Consider the following 20754-nt stretch of genomic DNA (forward strand, 5'->3'; position numbering starts at 1 on the left):
AAGAAACAATCGGAAAAGCTATAGTAAATGCCGCTTTTAAAATCCATACAGCGCTTGCCCCGGCTTACTTGAGAAGGTTTATGAAATATGCATGGCTCATGAACTTACTAAAAACGGCTTTCATGTGCCTCGCCAGGTAGATATTCCTATTGTTTATGATGGAATTGTTTTTAATGAAGGATTGAGATTAGATTTACTGGTGAATGATTTAGTCATAGCAGAATTAAAAGCGGTAGAAACTGTGAATCCTGTTTGGCAGGCACAAATAACAAGTCACTTAAAAATGACCAGACTCAGACCTGGATATCTTATAAACTTTACTGTTCCAATGATTAAAGAAGGTATAAAAAGGTATAGGGCATAATTGTATAATTGAACTGCAGCTACGTAAAAGAAACCTTGTGTCTTCGTGCCTTTGTGGCAAATAACGAAAAGGATTTTTCTTAAACTTCAAACAAAATTCTTAACTTCATTACTATAGCTAAAGCAGTCCACTTTTTCAGTCTAACAGTAAAAGAATCACCTCCGGCAATAACTCAACAATTGTTTTACCACCTAAAAAGATAGCATGGATTCGCGCAGAGAATTTATCAAGAAATCTGTTTTATTATCCGGTGCCGCCGGTTTTTCCACACTGCTTCCCGCCTCAGTGCAACGGGCCTTCGCTATTGATCCGCCAGCGGGAAGTACCTATCTTGATGCAGAACATATTGTTATTCTTATGCAGGAAAACAGGTCTTTCGATCATTGTTTCGGCAGCCTGCAGGGCGTAAGAGGATTTAATGACCCGAGAGCAATAACATTGCCGGATAAAAAACCGGTTTGGCTGCAAACCAATGAAAAGGGAGAAACCTATGCGCCGTTTCGTTTGGACATGAAGGATACCAAAGTAACCTGGATGGGCGATCTGCCGCATTCCCGGCCCAGCCAGGTAGACGCGCATAATGCAGGCAAATACGATAAATGGCTGACCGCGAAAAGATCGGGGAATAAAAAATATGCCGGTATGCCGTTAACGCTTGGATACTATAACAGAACTGACCTGCCATTTAACTATGGCATGGCGGATGCCTTTACGGTTTGTGATCAGCATTTCTCATCTGCCATGACAAGCACAACGCCAAACCGTTCTTTTTTCTGGACGGGTAAAGTCAGTCATGAGCAGGATGGTGTAATGCAGGCCAATATGCGCAACGAAAACTTCAGCTATGGCAAAATGCCCTGGAAAACATTTCCTGAACTGTTACAAGAAAACGATATTGCCTGGAAATTTTACCAGAACGAAATAAGCTGCGGGGGCGGGTTTAAAGGAGAAGAAAGATCATGGTTGGCCAATTTCGGATGTAACCTGTTAGAGTTTTTTGCGGCCTTTAACGTTAAGTTCTCTCCCCGGTATATACAAAACCTGCAGAAGCTGGCGGATGAATTGCCCGGTGAAATCAATAAACTACAGGAAGAAAGTCCCTCAACTGATGAAGCCGCGAAAAAAATACAAGCAGCGGTTGCTAAAAAACAGGAAGCATTAGACAACGCAAAGCAGGAACTGAACAAATGGAATACGGAAACTTTTCAAAAATTACCTGAGAAAGAAAAAGCGTTGTACCGCAATGCGTTTGTGGTAAACAATGGCGATCCTTCTTATCACAATATTACCACGCTGCAATATAAAGATGGAAATGCCGAACGTACAGTTACTGTGCCCGAAGGAGATGTGCTGTACCAGTTCAGGAAAGATGTGAATGAAAGCAAACTGCCAACGGTATCATGGCTGGCCAGCCCGCAAAATTTTTCCGATCACCCCAGTGCGCCCTGGTATGGCGCATGGTATGTGTCTGAAATATTAGATATTCTCACAAAGAATCCTGAAGTGTGGAAGAAAACCATTTTTATTTTAACCTACGATGAAAATGATGGCTACTTTGATCATGTACCGCCGTTCTCTGTGCCGGATAATAATAAACCCGAAACCGGGAAATGTTCTGCCGGCATTGATACAGAAATAGAGCACGTTCGTATGGAAAGTGAACACAAGCTGGGCGTAGCAGCCAAACAGGCCCGGGAAGCACCCATAGGGCTCGGCTTTCGCGTACCCATGATCGTTGCTTCTCCCTGGAGCCGCGGTGGTAAGGTTTGCTCAGCAGTGTATGATCATACATCTACCCTGCAGTTCCTGGAAACATTTGTAAATAAAAAGTTTAATAAAAACATCAGGCTTGATCATATCAGCCGGTGGCGCCGTACCATTTGCGGCGATCTTACAGAGATATTCAGTCCCTTCAACGGCAACAAAGTAGACAAAGTTCCTTTTCTTACACGTGATCCCTTTGTTGAAGCTATTTACAACGCGAAATTCAAAGAAGATCCATCAGGATATAAGCAATTCTCAGAAAAAGAAATTGATGCTGTGATACAGGATCCTGCCGGCGGTGCTTTGCTGCCCGGACAGGAAAAGGGCATTCGTCCGTCAAACGCTTTGCCTTATGAGCTGTATGCAGATAGTAAAATAAGTGCCGGTAAAAAGGAATTAGTATTTCAATTAAAAGCGGGCAGTGAATTTTTTGGAGCAGGGTCCGCAGGATCGCCATTTACCATATATGCACCGGGTAAATTTACCGATGAAAAAGGCGTTGCTGAAACTGCGAGAAACTGGTCTTTTGCAGTTTCGGCCGGTGATACCCTGAGCTATAGCTGGCCGGTAGCAGCCTTTGAGTATAAGCATTATCATTTGCGGTTGTACGGCCCCAACGGTTTTTACCGCGAGTGTACAGGAAATGATGAAGACCCCATACTGGAAGTAAATTGCCTTTACGAAACAGGCAGAAGGAATAAAAAGCCCACAGGTAATATTATTCTTGGTATTACCAATGCCAACCCTTCAAAACCTTTGCATATTGAGATCAGGGACAATGCGTACGGAAAGAAAACAATAAAAAAAACACTCACCAAAGCTACGGCTGAAAACATTGTACTTAATCTTAAAAGCAGTTACGGCTGGTACGATTTCAGTATAAAAGCGGCCGGTTTTGATGACTTCGAAAAACGCTATGCCGGACGGGTTGAAACAGGTAAGGAAAGCTTCACCGATCCTTTTATGGGCAGAGTAGCGGGATAAGTATCATGAAAAAAAGGATACTATTCCTGCATCCACTGGAAATATACAACCGTTTATTCTCCCGGCCGTACGAAGCCGCTAAAGCTAATGGGTGATCTGTTTGTCAATTGTACGTTTAGCTGCGCGGAGCCATTTTCATATAAAGTAAAACCGCATGACTGTACTTCCCGGTAATCTTTTGGAACAACGGTAATATTCCATCGGCCCTTATCATTTGTGGTTTTGTTAAAGCTAAAGTTTGTGGTTTTAAAATTCAAAGGGCTTGTGGTTTCACCAATGGGTGCGGAATAGGCCCGGCCAAAGTAAGGGAGGTAAAACAGGAGGGTATCCTTACGGCACACTACCTCATAGCCACCCGTCAGGTTTCTTGAGCGTCCGCGCTGCGGGAGAGCCTGGTTAGCGCTGAATATCCAGTTATCTGCCGTAATGGCCTGCGCGATGAATTCATTTGAAGTAACAACTGTGGCAGAATGCTTTGCAGGAGAACAACCGGGCTGCATAAAAATAAACAGCATTCCTGCAAATAAACAGCAGGGCTGCAGGAAATTAAATTGTTTCATATACATAGGTTTAAAAGTGCGGAAATCTTCGTTGTTAAAGTTACAGGATACCTGGCATAAGCAGGTAGGGAGTGTATAACATTTTTAAGGGGGATAACAACATTTGAGTTGGCTGTCACCCTGGAACACTGCAAAGAATTAACAAACGAAAAAACGGAAGACGGAAAGTCAACGCTTCACAAAAATAAAAAAGTAGATTTGATGAATTAAAATTCAGATAAATACAACATGTTTGAACAAGGTGTTGCTATGCTTAATTTAATTATTGAGGCACGAGCAACTTGAGCAAAGTTCCAAAAAAACAAGAGCAGTGAGTAACCAAACAAACAACGAAGGCTTTATACCTCCCCACGGTGGTTACAGAAACCTGATAACCTACCAAAAGGCAGAAATAATATATGATGGCACAGTGTATTTACCAAACGATTTTTTGGTAAATACGACCGCACTATTGATCAAATGGTACAGGCTGGCCGCAGCGGCAAACAAAATATTGCAGAAGCAGGTATGACTTCTGCCACCTCTAAAGAAACGGAGATAAAACTCACCAATGTAGCCCGCGCTTCTTTGGAAGAACTGATGATAGACTACCAGGATTTTTTAAGAACTAACAAACTTCTGCTTTGGGATAAAGAACATAAATTAACCATACGGCTTCGTGAACTAAACAAAATACCGGGTGCTACTTATGAAACTTTTAGGAAGGCTATTGAAAATGAAAGCCCTGAAATTTGTGCTAATGTGATGATTGGCTTAATAAAAGTGGTTACTTATTTGTTGAATCAACAAATAAAATCTTTGGAAAAATCTTTTTTAAAAGAAGGAGGATTACGAGAACGAATGACTAAAGCAGGATTAAACATTAGAACCAAAGGACAAAAGTGATAACAATAGCAATCTTCACGTCCTGATTGTCGTTGAAGTTCTTAAAAAAATAATGAAAACAAAAATAATTGTTATATACACCTTCACTACTGCGGAATTTCTTCCACCAGTATTTCGTTCCCTGCTTTGTTGTAATACATAGCAAATGAATGATTTTTTAGCGCAGGAGAACATAACTCAATACCATCCTCTTTTTCTGAAAAGGAACAACATGATCAGCGGAATAAACAGCATGGCGCCTACCGAAATATAAAAACCCCATTTATTGTGCAGTAAAGGAATGGCTTCGAAGTTCATACCAAAAATACCGCCGATAACTGTTGCGGGCGCCATCAGGCAGGTTACTATAGCCATTACTTTCATTACCTCATTCATGCGCAGGTTTACATTGTTAATGTAAATATCCTGCATGCTCATCATCATATCGCGGTAGTTTTCCGTAAAATCGTATGCCTGCACAATATGATCGTAAACATCTTTAAAATACTTGGTGGTGCGGTCATCCAGCAAATCACTTTCACTGCGTATAAAGCCGTTGATCAGTTCCCGTACAGGCGCGATATTGCGTTTGAGCACAATTAATTCCTTGCGTAAATGGTTCACATGTGCCAGCGACCGGGTATTGCTGCGGTGTATCACTTCTTCTTCCAGCAATTCAATCTGTTCACCCAGTCTTTCCATCACTATAAAGTAATTATCTACGATCATGTCGAGCATCGAATAGCAGAGGTAATCCGCCGTTCTTTGCCTGATCTTGCTGTTCGCCATCTTTAATTTGTGGCGCATCGGATCAAATACATCACGGGAACCATCTTCCTGGAAAGAAATAACAAAATCTTTACCCAGGGCAATACTGATCTGCTCCGTTTCCACGGTTCTGGTTGTTTCATTAAAATAGAGCATATTCAGCAGGCAGAATAAAATACCTTCCACATCATCCATCTTGGGCCGCTGTCCTATGCTCAGGATGTCTTCTGTAAGCAATGCATGTATGCCAAATTCGTTACAAATGGTTTCTACGTCCTGCTTCCGCAATCCGTCAATATTAATCCAGGTAATACGATCGTTGTTTTTAAAAGCCGTACAGTCCGTTACCTGCTTCAGGGTATGTTCTTCATAATAATTCGCGTCATAATCATACACAAATACTTTTACATCTTCCGCTTCTTCCCTAACAGGAAGTATGGTGGGATTATACTGAAATAATTCTCTTGTGCGCTGTGTACCAAACAGTGAGGCCAGCGGCAAATAACGTAGGTATTTGTTTTTTACCATCAGGTTTTATTTAATGCGTGTCAAACCGGTAGCCCGACGTTAAAAAATGATACAGGATAATTTTAGCCCCTGCCTCCTTTTTCCGTTTTGAGTGCACTTTCAATAGTAACAATATCCCGGTCAAGTAAATATAAGCCGCCCTTATCATCGCCAATCAGCTTGAGCTTATCTATCACTCTCCTGGCAAGCGCTTCTTCCTCTATCTGTTCGCTTACATACCATTGCAGGAAATTATGTGTAGTGTAGTCTTTTTCCTTCAGGCAAATATCTACCAGCTTATTGATTTCATTGCTTACATGAATTTCATGATTGAGCACCTGTTCAAACAGGGGCCGGATACCTTTGTATTTTTGAGCCGGTTGCGAAAGTGCCGGAATAATACCATGCCCTCCCCGCTCATTAATGAATTTTATGAGCTTTAGCATATGAATGCGCTCTTCATCAGCATGCTTGAATAAAAAATCGGAAATACCATTATAGCCTTCTACTTCGGCCCAACTGGCCATGGCTAAGTATATTTGCGATGATTCGGCTTCTAACTGAACCTGCTGGTTCAGCGATTTTTCAATTTTTGGGGAAATCATACTATTCAATTTAGTCAGTGAAAAAAAAGGAAGTAACCAGGTTAAAGCAACTATTCTTTTCCCGAATGTACGGAATCGTTAAATGATTGCCTAATCAGCAACAACTGGTAGAAAACCGGCTGATAAAGCATAATTTTTTTTATCTTTGCATTCTAAATTTTGCGTGTATGATCAGGACTGGTAACCCCGTTATAAGCATTTATACGGAAATGACCCCCAACCCCGAAACCATGAAGTTTGTTGCCAATAAGTTACTTTACCCGGGCAAAAGCATCGATTTCCCGGATATAGAAACGGCCAAGCCCTCTGCACTTGCACAGGAGTTTTTTGGTTTCCCGTTTATAAAAGCTGTATTTATTGCCAGCAATTTTGTAACGCTTACAAAAACGATTGAAACAGAATGGCAGGATGTGATTCCTTCTATACGCAGTTTTTTGAAAGAATATCTTGAAGAAGGCAAAGCCATTATTAATGAAGATGAAGTTGCGGCATTAAAGCCCGAAGCTTCCAACAGCGTTGCGGCCGATGATGATGATGTAGTGAAAAGAATTAAAGAGATCCTTGATAATTATGTAAAACCTGCCGTTGAAATGGATGGTGGCGCTATACAATTCAAAAGTTACGATGATGGCGTGGTGAACCTGATGCTGCAGGGTTCCTGCTCAGGCTGCCCTTCTTCCATGATCACGCTTAAGGCGGGTATTGAAGGTATGATGAAAAGAATGGTGCCTGAAGTGAAGGAAGTGGTAGCGGAAGCCGAATAAGGTAATTGGTTTGATAAGAAATATAAAGGAGATATGCCGGTGCATGTCTCTTTTTTTATGCATATTCCTTTTTTTTCCAGTTCACTTTTCTTTCTTTAAGATATTGGATAATATGGTTGAAGCAGGCTTTGTTGCCGCCAACTTTTTCGGGTGGAAAAACACCGGTTGCTGTAAATAATTTTTGTGCAATAAGATGAACAGCCGCAGTGCAGGTATAGCCGGTAGAACGTGCCATAGAGGTAGTTTGGCTTTGCACATCATAACAATCCAGCAGCGAATATTCAACGGTTTTTCTTTTGCCTTCCTGTACTCCCTGCACAATAATCTTCATTACTGTAAACTCTTCATCTCCTGCTTGCAGTTTCCATTCCTTAAATAAAATGGCGGAAGTAAACTCAAGCGGTGAAATGTGTATCCCTTTATACGCGATACTGCTTTTGTCAAAAAAACCACTTCGCTGTAAAGCAATAATCAGTTCGCAATGGCCCGGATACCGGAGCGTTTTTTCTTTCATGTTCGGAATATGGTTCATTGTATCTATAATAGAGCGCAAACCATCCGTATTAAAAGCTTCCAGGGTTCCCACACCTTCAAAATCCATCAGCTCAATTTCTGTTAATGCGGCTTTGGTAATAATTTGTCCGTTTTCCATGAGCCGGGCCGGGCGCGTGTACTCCTCAATCACATCAACCGGCGAAAAAGGCGCTTTATATTCAAAAGGCTTTTTCCTGATCTCAGGCAATCCCCCTACATAGCATTCAAAATTATCTACTACCATTTCTTCATTATAGCGGCCCAGTACCAGGTTGCTCATACCGGGCGCAACCCCACAGTCTACTATAGCAGTAACATTATTTTCTTTTGCCAGCGCATCTAACTGAAGCGTGTTTTCCGGCGAAAAAGAAATATCTACTACATCTTTCCCCGTTGCTATCACCTGCTTCAATATACGAAATCCCATAAAACCCGGAACAGCGGTTACCACTATATCAAAAGGCTTAAGCAGCACGTCATAGTTTTCCGTTCCAAAAAGATTATACTCCTCCGTTTTTACAGAAGGCGCCCTTTGTGCAAGCAAAGCAAGCGATGCGTGGCTTTTATCGAAAGATGTTACGTCAAAAGATGCGGCCAAATCTTCAGCAATGGTACGGCCAACCATGCCGGCGCCAAGAACAGCGATTTTCATTGATAATTATTTTAAACAATAAAGATATTGTTTCACTTTTACATGAAATCAAATCTCTCGTTAATGAAGGATTGCAATAATAATCTTCCGCTAAAAAAAATTGTAGTCATTGGTCCGGAGTCAACAGGCAAAAGCAGTTTGTGTGAACAGTTAGCCGGTTATTATAAAACATTATGGTGCAGGGAATACGCCAGGGAATACCTGCTGAAGTACGGAATGAATTATACTTATGATAACCTGCTGGAAATTGCAAAGGGTCAAATAGAGCTGGAGGATAAAGCGGCGGCAGAAGCAGTTGGGGATGGTGTACCTGCCCCGTTAACAGGCAATCCGCTTCTTTTTATTGACACCGATATGTATGTAATGAAAGTATGGTGTGAATTTGTTTTTAATCAATGCCATCAATGGATCATTGATCAGATTGTTACCCGCCGTTATGACCTTTACCTCTTATGCAATACCGATCTGCCCTGGGTGAAAGATGAACTCCGGGAATATCCCGACCCGGAAACAAGAGAGCGGTTGTACCGCATTTATAAAGATATTATGATCAACCAGGGCACGCCATGGGCCGATATTAGCGGAGATTATACCGGGCGGTTTGAAAAGGCGAAAAAGGCAGTAGGAAGAATTATTTTAAATTCGAAATCTAAGATTTGAGATTGATGCCGGTTACAGGTTGCAGGGTGACTGCTAACGATGGAATGAATGCCTGAACAGTGCGTGGTCAGTTGTTACTGGTGAGTCATCCTTTCGGATCTCTGACTTTCCGCTTTAGATTTCTTTTTGGTATTTCCATTTTCCGTAATCATCTTTGCCGCGTATTTGGTTGGCGCCGCGGCGCCATTAAAAGGGAAGTCCGGTGTAAATCCGGCGCTATCCCCGTAGCTGTAAGGTTTAGTGAGTTGGCAGCAGGCAATAGTCAGTGTATATTTCTTACACACTATCCGCCCCGTCCGAACGGTGTTCAACCGGGCGGGCATTTGCTACTCACCTGTTGAATCTTCATACCACTGTTTCAAAAGAACGGGAAGGTGTTCAACAGTAAACCGAGCCAGAAGACCTGCCAGATCCATTTCTTAATCAAAGGGCTTTCGGGTGAAAAGCCGGAGATGAAAATGACTTAATGCATTAAGCCGTTTCTTTTCCTTTCACCGTAGCTCATTCGCTCAATTAATTAAAATCCCGCAGGGAACAGCAAATGAACAAAATACAATTAGGGTTTATGGTAATGCTTGTAATAAGCAGCCAGCCAGTATGGGCCCAGGAAGACAGTACCCGCGCCACATCATTAAATGAAGTAGTAGTTACCGCTACCCGGTTTCCTAAAAAAGTAAGTGAAACAGGTAAGGTAGTAACGGTAATCAATAAGCAGGATATAGAAAGAAGCAACGGAAAAGATATGGCGCAATTGCTCAGCGAGCAGGCAGGTTTATTGATTAATGGTGCCTACAGCAATCCCGGAAAGGATAAAAGCGTTTACCTTCGGGGAGCAGGAACAGATTATACGGTTATTCTTGTAAACGGTATCCCCATAAGCGATCCTTCCGGCACCGGCGGAGCATTTGATATCAGGATGTTTCCCTTAGAGCAGGTGGAGCGTATTGAAATTCTCAAAGGGGCGCAATCTACTTTATATGGTTCGGACGCTATAGCAGGCGTTATTAATATCATTACAAAAAAGGCAATCAATAAACCGGTGGAAGCCTACGGCGGTATAGCAGCAGGCTCCTATAAAACATTTAAAGCCGATGCCGGGCTAAACGGAACTGCTGAAGGATCATCCTATAATATTGGTTTTACACATTATAAAACAAGAGGCATTTCTGAAGCGGCCGACACTACTGCCGGTGAAATATTTGATACAGACGGGTTTACGCAAAACGCCTTCCATGCTAATTTTGATACCCGTATAGCAAAAGGCCTGCACGTTAAACCCCATTTCAGGTATACGCATTTTAAGGGTAATTACGATGGCGGCGCTTACACGGATGCCAACAGTAAATACGAGGCGCAGTTGCTTACCACCGGTGCCCAGGCACAATATAGTTTTGCCAATGGCGGTTTAACCGCTTTTTATAATTACGATGAAGTGAACCGCAACTTTACCGAAACTTATGGCGTTTACCCTTACAAGGGAAGTAAAAACAGCGCTGAATTGTATGCCCACTATTCCTTTAATCCGCATATACAATTATTAGGAGGAGTTCATTACAACAAACAAAAAATGAATGATGAAACGGCCACACCTAAAAACCCAACGGCGGAGCTAACAAGTCCTTACCTGTCTTTTTTTGTGCGCGACCTGGGTGGTTTTAATCTTGAACTGGGCGCACGATATAATAAGCATTCGGCATATGGCAATAATTTCACCTACAGCATTAATCCTTCCTATACTTTCAGTAACGCGGTAAAGATATTCGCCAACTATGCCACCGCGTTTAAAGCGCCCTCACTGCAGGCCTTATACGGGCCTTTTAGCGCCAATGCTGATCTTGAGCCTGAAACCTCGGCCACAACAGAAGCGGGCATACAAACCTCTTTATTATCGGGCGTAGTAGATGCCAGGGCGGTATACTTCAGGCGTACTATTGAAAATGTAATTGTGTACGGACCCTCTTTCCAGTTGATCAACCTCAACAACCAGAAAGATCATGGCTTTGAATTTGAACCTACTGTTTATATTAATAAGCAATTGACACTGAAGCTTTTTTATGCTTATGTAGACGGAGAAGTAACTACAAAGCAAAATGATAAAGACAGCACCTATGCTAATTTGATCCGCAGGCCAAAACACAGCTTTGGTATAAATGCGGGCTGGGAAGTTACGCCCCGATTTTTTGTGAGCACACAGGTTAACAGCTATGGTAAAAGAAATGATCTGTATTATGATGCAGTTACTTTTTCGCAGCAGCCCGCCCTGCTGGGTGCATACACACTTTGGAATGCATATGCTTCCTACCAGTTTGCTCAAAACCGTATAAAGTTTTTTGCAGATGTAAAGAACATTACCAATGCAAAATACACGGAAGTGTATGGCTACAGTACACAGGGTTTCAATATAACCGGTGGACTAAGGGTTAAAATATAGAAAGCATTATACCAACGTGAGTTTTGGATGTTATTGTACAGAAATATTGATTTCACAGGCATTAGAAAACACGATATCACCGCTCATGATTGTATTTGAGTTGATAATTTTCAGTTCGCAATTTGCGAATTGAAAATTATTTCTACCGCTGTATCCTATTTATCCGACAGGAAGTATAAACCGGTAGCCCTGATATATTTTTGCCGGCGATAACCCTGTTTCTATATCGCACTCTTATACATTTAAACATTGCCGGCCGGACTTCCTGTTCCTGCAGTGCTTGCATTTGCCAAGCCCAATACCCCCGCGGTTCTTTTCCTTGACTGCCCGCTTATATTTTCATTACCTGTTAGCGATTGCCCGTATGAAGGGATCATTTTCTGTACTTTATTTTGCCACTCCGCTGTTTTCATTTTATCAGCAAAACAACGGTGTAAAAGATCAATCATTATGGCTACCGCCGTGGATGCGCCGGGCGATGCGCCTAATAACGCAGCTATGCTACCGTCTGCAGCGTTCACCACTTCCGTTCCAAATTCCAGCACACCGCCTTCCTCTTCATCTTTTTTAATTACCTGCACCCGCTGGCCTGCTACCTCTAAATCCCAGTCTTTGCCCACGGCATTCGGAAAATATTCCCGCAGCGCCGCTAACCTGTCTTCGCCAGACTGGCTTACCTGGTCAATAAGATATTTGGTCAGCGGCAGGTTATGAATACCCGCCATTACCATGGGTTTGATATTACTGAGCTTAATGGAAGCAGGAAGATCCCATAAAGAGCCGTTTTTAAGAAACCTGGTAGAAAAGCCTGCATAAGGACCAAACAATAACGATTTTTTTCCTTCTATCACCCGTGTGTCTAAATGCGGTACGCTCATTGGTGGTGAACCTACTGCCGCTTTTCCATATACCTTGGCGCTATGCCGTGCAATAACAGCAGGATTATTACAAATAAGCCATTGTCCGCTTACCGGGAATCCGCCATAGCCCTTACTTTCGGGTATACCCGACTTTTCCAGAAGCGGTAAAGAGCCGCCACCGGCACCTATAAAAACAAAAGCCGTGGTAATCGTTCTTTTTCTACCGGTAGTAAGATTTTTTACTTTTATATGCCATAATCCATCAGCGTCCTGGCTCAAATCGTTTACCTCGTGCGCCAGGTGCAGCTTTACACTTGGGAAGTCAAATAAATACCTGAACAATTTGCGCGTGAGGGCGCCAAAGTTAACATCGGTACCCATATCCATCCGCGTTGCGGCAACTACTGCCGAAGGATCGCGGCCTTCCATTACTAATGGTATCCATTTTTCTAATTGTCCATGATCTTCCGAATACTGCATCCCCTTAAACAGTTCATATTGTGTGAGCGCTTCATAACGTTTTTTGAGGTACGCCACATTTTCTTCGCCCTGTACAAAACTCATATGCGGTATGGAATGAATAAAATCCTCCGGATTACGGATATATCCCTGTTGTATCAGGTAGGTCCAGAACTCGCGGCTTTGTACAAATTGCCCGGCAATTTTAATGGCTTTACTGCAATCAATACTACCGTCATCCTTTTGCGGCGTATAGTTCAACTCACAAAAAGCCGAATGCCCCGTACCCGCATTATTCCACGCGTCAGAACTTTCCGCGGCTACTGTATCTAACCGCTCAATTACGTGTATAATCAGGCCGGGATCTAATTCTTTTAACATTACGCCTAATGTAGCGCTCATTATCCCGGCTCCTACCAAAACTACATCGGGGCTACTGCCTGCATGTGATTTATACATATACATTCATTTAAAATGACAGACGAAGCAATTGTTGATATTACGCCTGATGATGAAATCACCTTTCGCGGCGCCTGAAGGAAATGCAAATTTACAACAGAAATTTTTTACAAAGCTTTCCGGCTTTCATCCTTTTCTTAACTTGCACCCATGCAGGATTATTTAAAGGGTTTGAATGAGCGGCAGAAAGAAGCCGTATTATATATCAATGGTCCGTTAATGATCATCGCCGGCGCCGGCAGTGGCAAAACGAAAGTGCTTACCACCCGCATTGCTCACCTTATGGCTACTGGTGTAGACGCTTTTAATATACTGGCGCTCACCTTTACCAATAAAGCGGCCAAAGAAATGAAGGAAAGAATAGCGCATATTCTCGGCAACAATGAAGCCCGTAATTTATATATCGGAACTTTTCACAGCGTGTTTGCCCGTATCCTTCGCGGCGAAGCGCATCGTTTGGGTTATCCCAACCATTTCACCATTTATGATACGGATGACGCCAAAAGCGTCATAAAGGCCGTGGTAAATGAAATGAATTTAGACGATAAGCATTATAAGCCGGCTACGGTATATAACCGTATTTCCAGTGCAAAAAACGCGCTGGTCAATGCACAGGAATATGCCACCGATTATGGTATTCAGCAGGAAGATATGCGCAGTAACCGCCCGGCCATCGCAAAAATTTTTGACGCCTACACCAAACGTTGTTTCAGAAACGGCGCTATGGATTTTGATGACCTGCTGATAAAGATGTATGAGCTGCTTAAGCATTTCCCGGAAGCATTAAGCAAGTACCAGCGTAAATTTAAATACATTTTAATTGATGAATACCAGGATACCAATCCTGCCCAGTATGAGATCATAAAATTACTCGGCGCCATGCATGAAAATGTTTGCGTGGTGGGCGATGACGCCCAGAGTATTTACAGCTTTCGCGGCGCTACCATAGAAAATATACTGCAATTTCAGAAGGATTATGATGATGTGAAAGTGGTAAAGCTGGAACAGAATTACCGCAGCACACAAAATATTTTGCATGTAGCCAACGAAATTATAAGCAATAATAAAGGACAGATTGAGAAAACACTGTTTACCGAAAATGTAACCGGCGAAAAGATAAGCCTGGTGCGTACCATGTCGGACAATGATGAAGGAAAGTTTGTGGCCGATACCATACAGGAACAGAAGCTGCGTAACCATTTCCACAATAAGGATTTTGCCATTCTGTACCGTACCAATGCGCAAAGCCGCGCTTTTGAGGAGGCCCTGCGGCGCATGGGTATTGCCTATACTATTTACGGAGGCGTAAGCTTTTACCAGCGAAAAGAAATCAAGGATTATGTATCCTATTTACGCGTAATGGTAAACCCAACCGATGAAGAAGCTTTAAAACGCATCATCAATTACCCTGCAAGGGGAATTGGCAAAACCTCGGTAGACAGAGCTATACTGGCGGCCAATGAAAATAATATTTCTTTCTGGCAGGTATTGGAACGTGCCCGTGAATTTGGTTATAAAGGCGCAACGCTGGAATCCATTGAGAATTTTGTACTCATGATCAAAAGTTTTTCCAGCATGCTGCAGCATAAAAATGCATACGATGTGGCTGTGCACGTAGGAAAACAAACCAATTTTGTAAAGGAATTGTTTAATGACAAGAGCACCGAAGGAGTGGCCAGGTACGAGAACATACAGGAATTGCTGAACTCTATTAAAGAGTGGGTGGAAAGGCCTTTTGGAACGCCGGACGAAAGCATTACCGAAACAGGAGAAGAACCTGCAGCGGAAGAAATAACTGAAGCATTGCTTAATATGGCCGGGGAAACCGGAACAGCGGCTGACGCTGCTAACGAAACTCCGGAAACAGAAGATAAAAGCCTGGGTACGTACCTGCAACAAATTACCTTATTAACCGATGCCGATAATAAAAATGCCGATGCCGACACGGTAAAGCTCATGACCATACATGCGGCAAAAGGCTTGGAGTTTAGTTGTGTATTTGCCGCCGGACTGGAAGAAAGCCTATTCCCCAATGCTATGAGCATTAATACCCGTGAGGAACTGGAGGAAGAAAGGCGTTTGTTTTACGTGGTTGTTACCAGGGCCAAGCAAAAACTATGGATTACCCACGCCAACTCGCGTTACCGGTTCGGAAGCCTTATACAAAATGAGCCCAGCCGTTTTATCAGTGAAATACCCGAGGAATTCTTAGACCGGAGTTTCGCCGGCGGAGGCGCCCGGAACGGACTAAACAGTTCTGCTTTTGAACGGATGAGAGGGGGCACTTTTGGTGGTGCGGCATCCCGTTCAACTGCCTGGCAGGCCGAAAAGCAATATGGTGCCCCTCCCGGTAAAAAAAAGGAAACTACCCCCGCCTATATCGGCCCTATACCTCAAAACAAAGTACAAGCGCATCAGCCTTCGCCCGATTTTGCTGCAAGTGATACTTCAGACCTGCAGGCAGGACAAAAAATAGAACACCAGAAGTTTGGTTTTGGAGATGTGATAAAAGTGGAGGGCAGTGCGCAAAACCCTGTTGCGCTGGTAAAGTTTGAACACAATGGTGAAAAAAAAATTATGCTGAATTACGCGAAGCTTCGTATTATTAGTTGATCATTGTATATGCACCCCCAGTACCTCATCATAGGCCAGGGTATAGCAGGCACATTACTTAGTTATGCATTGTGGAAGCAGGACAGGTCTTTTGTGGTAATAGATGAGCCGCATGAACTGCCTAAGGCAAGCCTGGTGGCCGGAGCCGTTATTAATCCTGTAAATGTAAACAGGTGGACAATGGTGGCAGATCATCAAGATTATATTGCTGCTGCATTGGAAACCTATAGCGGCATGGAAGAAACACTTGGCATTTCTTTGATGGAAGCTATGCCCATGCTGGTATTTCATAAAGATGAAGCAAAGCGGCAATTATATAATGAGAAGCAATCGCTGTTTCCTGCGTATATACAGCAGCCCGCCGATGCGGAAATTACATTAACCCAACAACTCTTCAGAAATAAATATGGCATGGGAAAAGTGAACCCTGTATGGAGAATACACGCCGCACAATTATTGTCAGCCTGGTCTCATTTTCTAAAAAGTAAGGCGCTACTCCTACAGGAGCGCTTTAATATAGCGGAATGCCGGCTAACGCCGGAAGGCATACGATATAAAGCAATCAGTGCCGAAAAAATAATTTTTTGTGAAGGAGCGGCAGCTATACACAATCCCTTTTTTAATACCCTGCCATTTACCAAAAACCGCGGAGAAGCATTGCTGCTGTCTGTTCCGGGTTTGCCTCGGGCATATATTTATCATTACGGCATTCGCCTGGTTCCCACTGCAGAAGACTTATTCTGGTGCGGCAGCAATTACCGGTGGCAGTTCAACAACCTGTTGCCCGATCAAAACTGGCGCAGGCAAACGGAAGCAACACTCCGGCATTGGCTTAGCCTTCCTTTTAAAGTAGTTGATCATGTGGTAGCGGAACGCCCTACTACTGCAGGACAGCAATTTCTAACAGGAACACATCCCGCTATGCCATCCGTAGCTATTTTTAACGGGCTGGGCACAAAAGGATTTTCCTGCGGACCCGCCTTAGCCCGGATATTATGCAGGCAACTTACTGATCCGGACCAACCGGCTGCATTAACCGGTATGCCTTTGCGGTGATGGGTAAAGTAATATAGGCACAACAGCTTATCACGATATTTTACTGTCCTTTCTTTTTAGCTTATCTTAAGCAATATATAGATATAGTCTATGGGATTATAGATAATCATGATTAATGTCTATAGATAATAGCAGTACATTTGCATCACTAACGATAAGCCGCTGCGGTCAGTTTTCCTGCCATAGAAAAGTTCAACCTCATTATTCACGTATTGTAAAAATTAATTTCAATATGAGCAGTCGTGTATTATCTATTGGAAGCATGCTTCCTGCATTTAAGAAACAAGCCGTAATATCAACCGAAAAAGGAAAAGAGTTTATTGACCTCACCCATGACTACGCATCGGCTAAGGATCAATGGACCGTGTTATTCTGGTGGCCGAAAGATTTTACATTCGTATGTCCTACCGAAATAGCAGAATTCAATAAAAAACACAGTGAATTTGCCGACAGGGATGCCGTGCTGATTGGCGCTTCTACAGATTCTGAATTTGTGCATTTAGCCTGGAGAAAAGATCACGCAGATCTTCGTGAACTGAAGTTCCCAATGCTGGCCGATACCTCCAAATCACTTGCCGAAGCATTGGGCATTTTAACTGATGACGAAAAAGTAGCTTACCGTGCCACTTTTATAATAGATCCACAGGGTATTATCCGCTGGGTGAGCGTAAATGACCTGAACGTTGGACGCAATGTACAGGAAGTGATTCGCGTGCTGGATGCCTTGCAAACAGATGAACTGTGCCCGTGCAACTGGAAGAAAGGAGAAGAGACGTTAACCACACAATTACATTTGAATTAGGATAGTGAATGGTGAGTAGTGAGTGGTCAGGCAATTCGCCTGCTGGATTTATCTGTTAATAAAAAAAATATGATGTCTGAAATAGTAGCCATACAAAATGAAACATTAAATAACCTGTTGCATGACCTGCAGATTCCGGACTATGAGCCATCTGCCAGTCTTGAATTACTGGCTAATGCCACATCCCGTTATATTAAAGACCTGAAGATCAACGTTAGCAATACGCTGAACAACACACAGCACCTGAACAAAAAAGAAGCATTACTACTGGCGCTGGCCGTTGCAATCAATGAAAAATACACCCCCCTGAAAGAAAGTTTCACTGCACAGGCAAAAGAAGAAGGCGCAACGGAAGCGGAGCTGGCGGAAATAGCCGCCGTTACCTCGCTCATGAATACCAATAACGTATTTTACAGGTTCCGGCATTTTATGCAGAAAGACTTTTACAACAACCAGCCTGCAGGAATAAAAATGAGCGTAATGATGAACCCTGTGCTGGGGAAGGAGTTTTTTGAACTGGTAAGCCTTGTTATTTCCGCTGTCAATGGTTGTGAAATGTGCGTATCCTCGCACGAACACACTGTTTTACAGCATGGCAGCAGCGAATCAAGAATTTTTGAAGCCGTAAAAACAGGTGCAGTTATCAAAGGACTGATCACTGTGCTTTCATAACTCTTATAACGCCGGGAAACATCGCACCACAAACAGGAATTTATATTAAAACGATTCCTGGTGCTGCTTCATTTTGCCGCAGATCCACAGATTTTTATCTGCGCATCTGCGGCATTTTTTTTCTACAGGTATTTGTCGCCCCTGGCTATTTTAATTTGCGAAACATATTCTTTAATTTCCTGCTCTTTGCTGCGCTCACAGATCAGCAGCACATCGCCGGTATCAATTACAATATAATTTTCCAGACCCTGCAATACCACCAGCTTTTCATGCTTTACATTAACAATATTCTTTGACGCGTTAAACAGCATTACATTGGATGCCGAAACAGCATTGGCATTTTCATCCCTTTCCATATTTTCATATGCGGAATTCCATGTTCCCAGGTCGCTCCATCCAAAACTTGAAGGTATCAGGTATACATTATCCGCTTTCTCCATGATGCCGTAATCAATAGAAATATTGGTACACTGCGGGTAAATCCGGGCTATCGCGTCTTTTTCGGAAGCCGTGTTCAGCGCGTTTTCTTCTGCAGTAAACAGCTCATGAATTTCGGGAAGGTACTTTTCAAATGCCTGCACAATATTCTTTACTTTCCATACAAATATCCCCGCGTTCCACAAAAATTCACCGCTGGTCAGAAATGTTTTCGCTATTTCCAGGCTGGGCTTCTCCGTAAAGGTTTTTACTTTATATACATTATCACTTACTTCATACTGCTCAAATTGTATATAACCATACCCCGTGTTAGGATGGGTAGGCTTAATACCCAAAGTGAGCAACGCATTATTCTGCCGTACAAAATTCAACGCTTCATAACATACTTTTTTAAAAGCAATATGCTCCGTAACCAAATGATCCGACGGAGCGCAGATCAAACATCCGTTAGGGTTAATACTTTTCAGCTTATACGCGATATACGCAATGCAGGGAGCGGTATTTTTACGCGAAGGCTCGCCTAATATATTTTCATGCAGTACTTCGGGCAGTTGCGCTTTTACAATAGGTATATATTCCTCGGAAGTGATGATGAATATATTTTCTTTGGGAATAAAATCAACAAAACGGTCAAAGGTTTCCTGTATAAGTGTTTTACCGGTATTCAAAATATCGAGGAACTGTTTGGGGAAAGCCGTTCTGCTCATGGGCCAAAAACGACTTCCGATTCCCCCGGCCATAATAGCCACATAATGGTTTTTATTCATGCTAAATCCTGAAATATTAAAATCGTAAATAATCCTTTTTTGCAGTGTAACCTTTAAATGATCCCTTCCCGTATCAGGTCGTGCAAATGTAGCACTCCTGCATAAAGTCCGTTGCGGGTTACCAGTAACTGGCTGACATTGTTTTTTCTCATCATATCCAAAGCCGAAACCGCCAGCGCTTCTTCCTCAATGCATTTGGGGTTTTTACTCATAATATCTTCCGCGGTAATGCCCGACAAATGTTCTTCTTTCTGGAGCATCCGCCGTAAATCTCCATCTGTAACGATTCCCGCAATTACGCCCTCTTGTATTACTGCCGTAGCGCCCATCCGGTTTTGAGTGATGGCCACAATCACTTCTTTTAAATTGCTGCTCTTGTCCACCTGCGGCCGCGCATCTTTCATAAACAGGTCGCTTACTTTTAAATACAGGCGTTTACCCAGCATACCGCCGGGATGAAATTTAGCAAAATCATCGCTGGTAAAGCCTTTATATTCCATTAAACAAACCGCCAGTGCGTCACCCATTGCCAACTGGGCCATTGTGCTGGTAGTGGGCGCCAGGTTATTAGGACAGGCTTCCTGTTCAACCGTAGTATTTAAAATATAATCGGCGTTTGCAGATAAATAAGAATCCAGGTTTCCTGTCATGGCAATAACAGGGTTACCAAAATTTTTTACAAGGGGTAACAGCAATTTGATCTCAGGGCTTTCGCCGCTTTTACTTATAATGAGTATAATATCGTTTTGCTGCACCATTCCAAGGTCGCCGTGGATAGCGTCCGCTGCGTGCAGAAAAGAAGCCTGGGTTCCTGTTGAATTAAATGTAGCCACTATTTTTTGCGCTATCAGTGCGCTTTTACCAATACCACTGATCACGATCTTGCCTTTACACCCGGCTATTAATTTTACTATGGCTTCAAACTGTACATCAATAAACCCCGCCAGTTGTTTAACGGATTCAGATTCCAGTAAAATGGTTCGTCTGGCAATTGCCTGAATATCAGTTGCTCTCATTTGTAGTTTCCGCAAACCTAATTTAAAAATACTGGTTAGCAAAACATGGGATCGTGACAACACTTTTTTGCAAAAAACACTCCTATTCTTTTTTATATGCTGTACATTTCATAACTTATGTATTTTAATTAAATACATTTTTAAACCTTCATATT

At 42.7% G+C, this 20754-nt stretch carries 17 protein-coding genes and 1 riboswitch; of the genes, 10 read left to right on the forward strand and 7 right to left on the reverse strand.

The genetic code is table 11. From position 1 onward, the window contains the following. The first annotated feature begins 91 nt into the window (after window positions 1-91). Together VL121_RS04895 and VL121_RS04900 are read left to right on the forward strand one after the other, a co-directional pair. A complete protein-coding gene (locus VL121_RS04895) occupies window positions 92-364 on the forward strand; it encodes a GxxExxY protein (RefSeq protein ID WP_325402755.1) in 273 nt (90 codons plus the stop codon). Window positions 365-568: 204 nt separating this feature from the next. Next, window positions 569-3112, forward strand: a complete 2544-nt coding sequence (locus VL121_RS04900) for a phosphocholine-specific phospholipase C (RefSeq protein ID WP_325402757.1) — start codon at window positions 569-571, stop codon at window positions 3110-3112. Between the two features lie 53 nt (window positions 3113-3165). Here the strand turns inward: VL121_RS04900 and VL121_RS04905 are convergent, their stop codons facing one another. Next, complete coding sequence (locus tag VL121_RS04905; protein WP_325402759.1) at window positions 3166-3672, reverse strand: DUF4251 domain-containing protein; 507 nt, start codon at window positions 3670-3672, stop codon at window positions 3166-3168. A 459-nt stretch (window positions 3673-4131) separates the two neighbouring features. On the opposite strand from VL121_RS04905, the gene VL121_RS04910 reads away from it, so the two are divergent. Then, window positions 4132-4557: a four helix bundle suffix domain-containing protein gene (locus tag VL121_RS04910; protein ID WP_325402761.1), complete on the forward strand. Its 426-nt coding sequence runs from the start codon at window positions 4132-4134 to the stop codon at window positions 4555-4557. A gap of 177 nt (window positions 4558-4734) precedes the next feature. Here the strand turns inward: VL121_RS04910 and corA are convergent, their stop codons facing one another. Continuing rightward, a complete protein-coding gene (gene corA, locus VL121_RS04915; protein WP_325402763.1) occupies window positions 4735-5832 on the reverse strand; it encodes a magnesium/cobalt transporter CorA in 1098 nt (365 codons plus the stop codon). Between the two features lie 62 nt (window positions 5833-5894). Then, window positions 5895-6416, reverse strand: a complete 522-nt coding sequence (locus VL121_RS04920) for a ferritin (RefSeq protein WP_325402765.1) — start codon at window positions 6414-6416, stop codon at window positions 5895-5897. Window positions 6417-6583: 167 nt separating this feature from the next. Between VL121_RS04920 and VL121_RS04925 the strand changes: the two genes are divergently transcribed. Then, window positions 6584-7180 carry a NifU family protein gene (locus VL121_RS04925; RefSeq protein ID WP_325402767.1) on the forward strand — a complete coding sequence of 199 codons (597 nt, stop codon included), beginning with the start codon at window positions 6584-6586 and terminating at the stop codon, window positions 7178-7180. Window positions 7181-7235: 55 nt separating this feature from the next. On the opposite strand, the gene VL121_RS04930 is transcribed toward VL121_RS04925, so the two are convergent. Beyond that, window positions 7236-8366, reverse strand: a complete 1131-nt coding sequence (locus VL121_RS04930; protein WP_325402769.1) for a saccharopine dehydrogenase family protein — start codon at window positions 8364-8366, stop codon at window positions 7236-7238. 63 nt (window positions 8367-8429) lie between these two features. Between VL121_RS04930 and VL121_RS04935 the strand changes: the two genes are divergently transcribed. Both VL121_RS04935 and VL121_RS04940 read left to right on the forward strand, forming a co-directional pair. Further along, entirely contained in the window at window positions 8430-9026 is a 597-nt protein-coding gene (locus VL121_RS04935; protein WP_325402771.1) for an ATP-binding protein, read from the forward strand. Window positions 9027-9175: 149 nt separating this feature from the next. Further along, a riboswitch (cobalamin riboswitch) is annotated at window positions 9176-9451 on the forward strand. A gap of 116 nt (window positions 9452-9567) precedes the next feature. Beyond that, on the forward strand, window positions 9568-11457 hold the full coding sequence (locus VL121_RS04940) for a TonB-dependent receptor plug domain-containing protein (protein WP_325402775.1): 1890 nt from the start codon (window positions 9568-9570) through the stop codon (window positions 11455-11457). Window positions 11458-11699: 242 nt separating this feature from the next. On the opposite strand, the gene VL121_RS04945 is transcribed toward VL121_RS04940, so the two are convergent. Next, window positions 11700-13235 carry a malate:quinone oxidoreductase gene (locus VL121_RS04945; RefSeq protein WP_325402777.1) on the reverse strand — a complete coding sequence of 512 codons (1536 nt, stop codon included), beginning with the start codon at window positions 13233-13235 and terminating at the stop codon, window positions 11700-11702. Between the two features lie 150 nt (window positions 13236-13385). Here VL121_RS04945 and VL121_RS04950 point away from each other — a divergent pair, with 150 nt between their 5' ends. The 4 genes from VL121_RS04950 to VL121_RS04965 all read left to right on the forward strand — a co-directional run bounded on the left by VL121_RS04950 (window position 13386) and on the right by VL121_RS04965 (window position 18378). Then, window positions 13386-15848: an ATP-dependent helicase gene (locus VL121_RS04950; protein ID WP_325402779.1), complete on the forward strand. Its 2463-nt coding sequence runs from the start codon at window positions 13386-13388 to the stop codon at window positions 15846-15848. A gap of 9 nt (window positions 15849-15857) precedes the next feature. Beyond that, window positions 15858-16904, forward strand: a complete 1047-nt coding sequence (locus tag VL121_RS04955; RefSeq protein ID WP_325402781.1) for an NAD(P)/FAD-dependent oxidoreductase — start codon at window positions 15858-15860, stop codon at window positions 16902-16904. Between the two features lie 115 nt (window positions 16905-17019). After that, on the forward strand, window positions 17020-17706 hold the full coding sequence (locus tag VL121_RS04960; protein WP_325402783.1) for a peroxiredoxin: 687 nt from the start codon (window positions 17020-17022) through the stop codon (window positions 17704-17706). A 69-nt stretch (window positions 17707-17775) separates the two neighbouring features. Further along, entirely contained in the window at window positions 17776-18378 is a 603-nt protein-coding gene (locus VL121_RS04965) for a carboxymuconolactone decarboxylase family protein (RefSeq protein ID WP_325402786.1), read from the forward strand. Window positions 18379-18500: 122 nt separating this feature from the next. Here the strand turns inward: VL121_RS04965 and VL121_RS04970 are convergent, their stop codons facing one another. Then, window positions 18501-19583, reverse strand: coding sequence for a mannose-1-phosphate guanylyltransferase (locus tag VL121_RS04970; protein WP_325402788.1), 1083 nt, complete (start codon window positions 19581-19583; stop codon window positions 18501-18503). Window positions 19584-19636: 53 nt separating this feature from the next. Beyond that, entirely contained in the window at window positions 19637-20599 is a 963-nt protein-coding gene (locus VL121_RS04975; RefSeq protein ID WP_325402790.1) for a KpsF/GutQ family sugar-phosphate isomerase, read from the reverse strand. Between the last annotated feature and the right edge of the window lie 155 nt (window positions 20600-20754).

This window comes from Agriterribacter sp. (assembly GCF_035497235.1).
Classification (GTDB): domain Bacteria; phylum Bacteroidota; class Bacteroidia; order Chitinophagales; family Chitinophagaceae; genus Agriterribacter.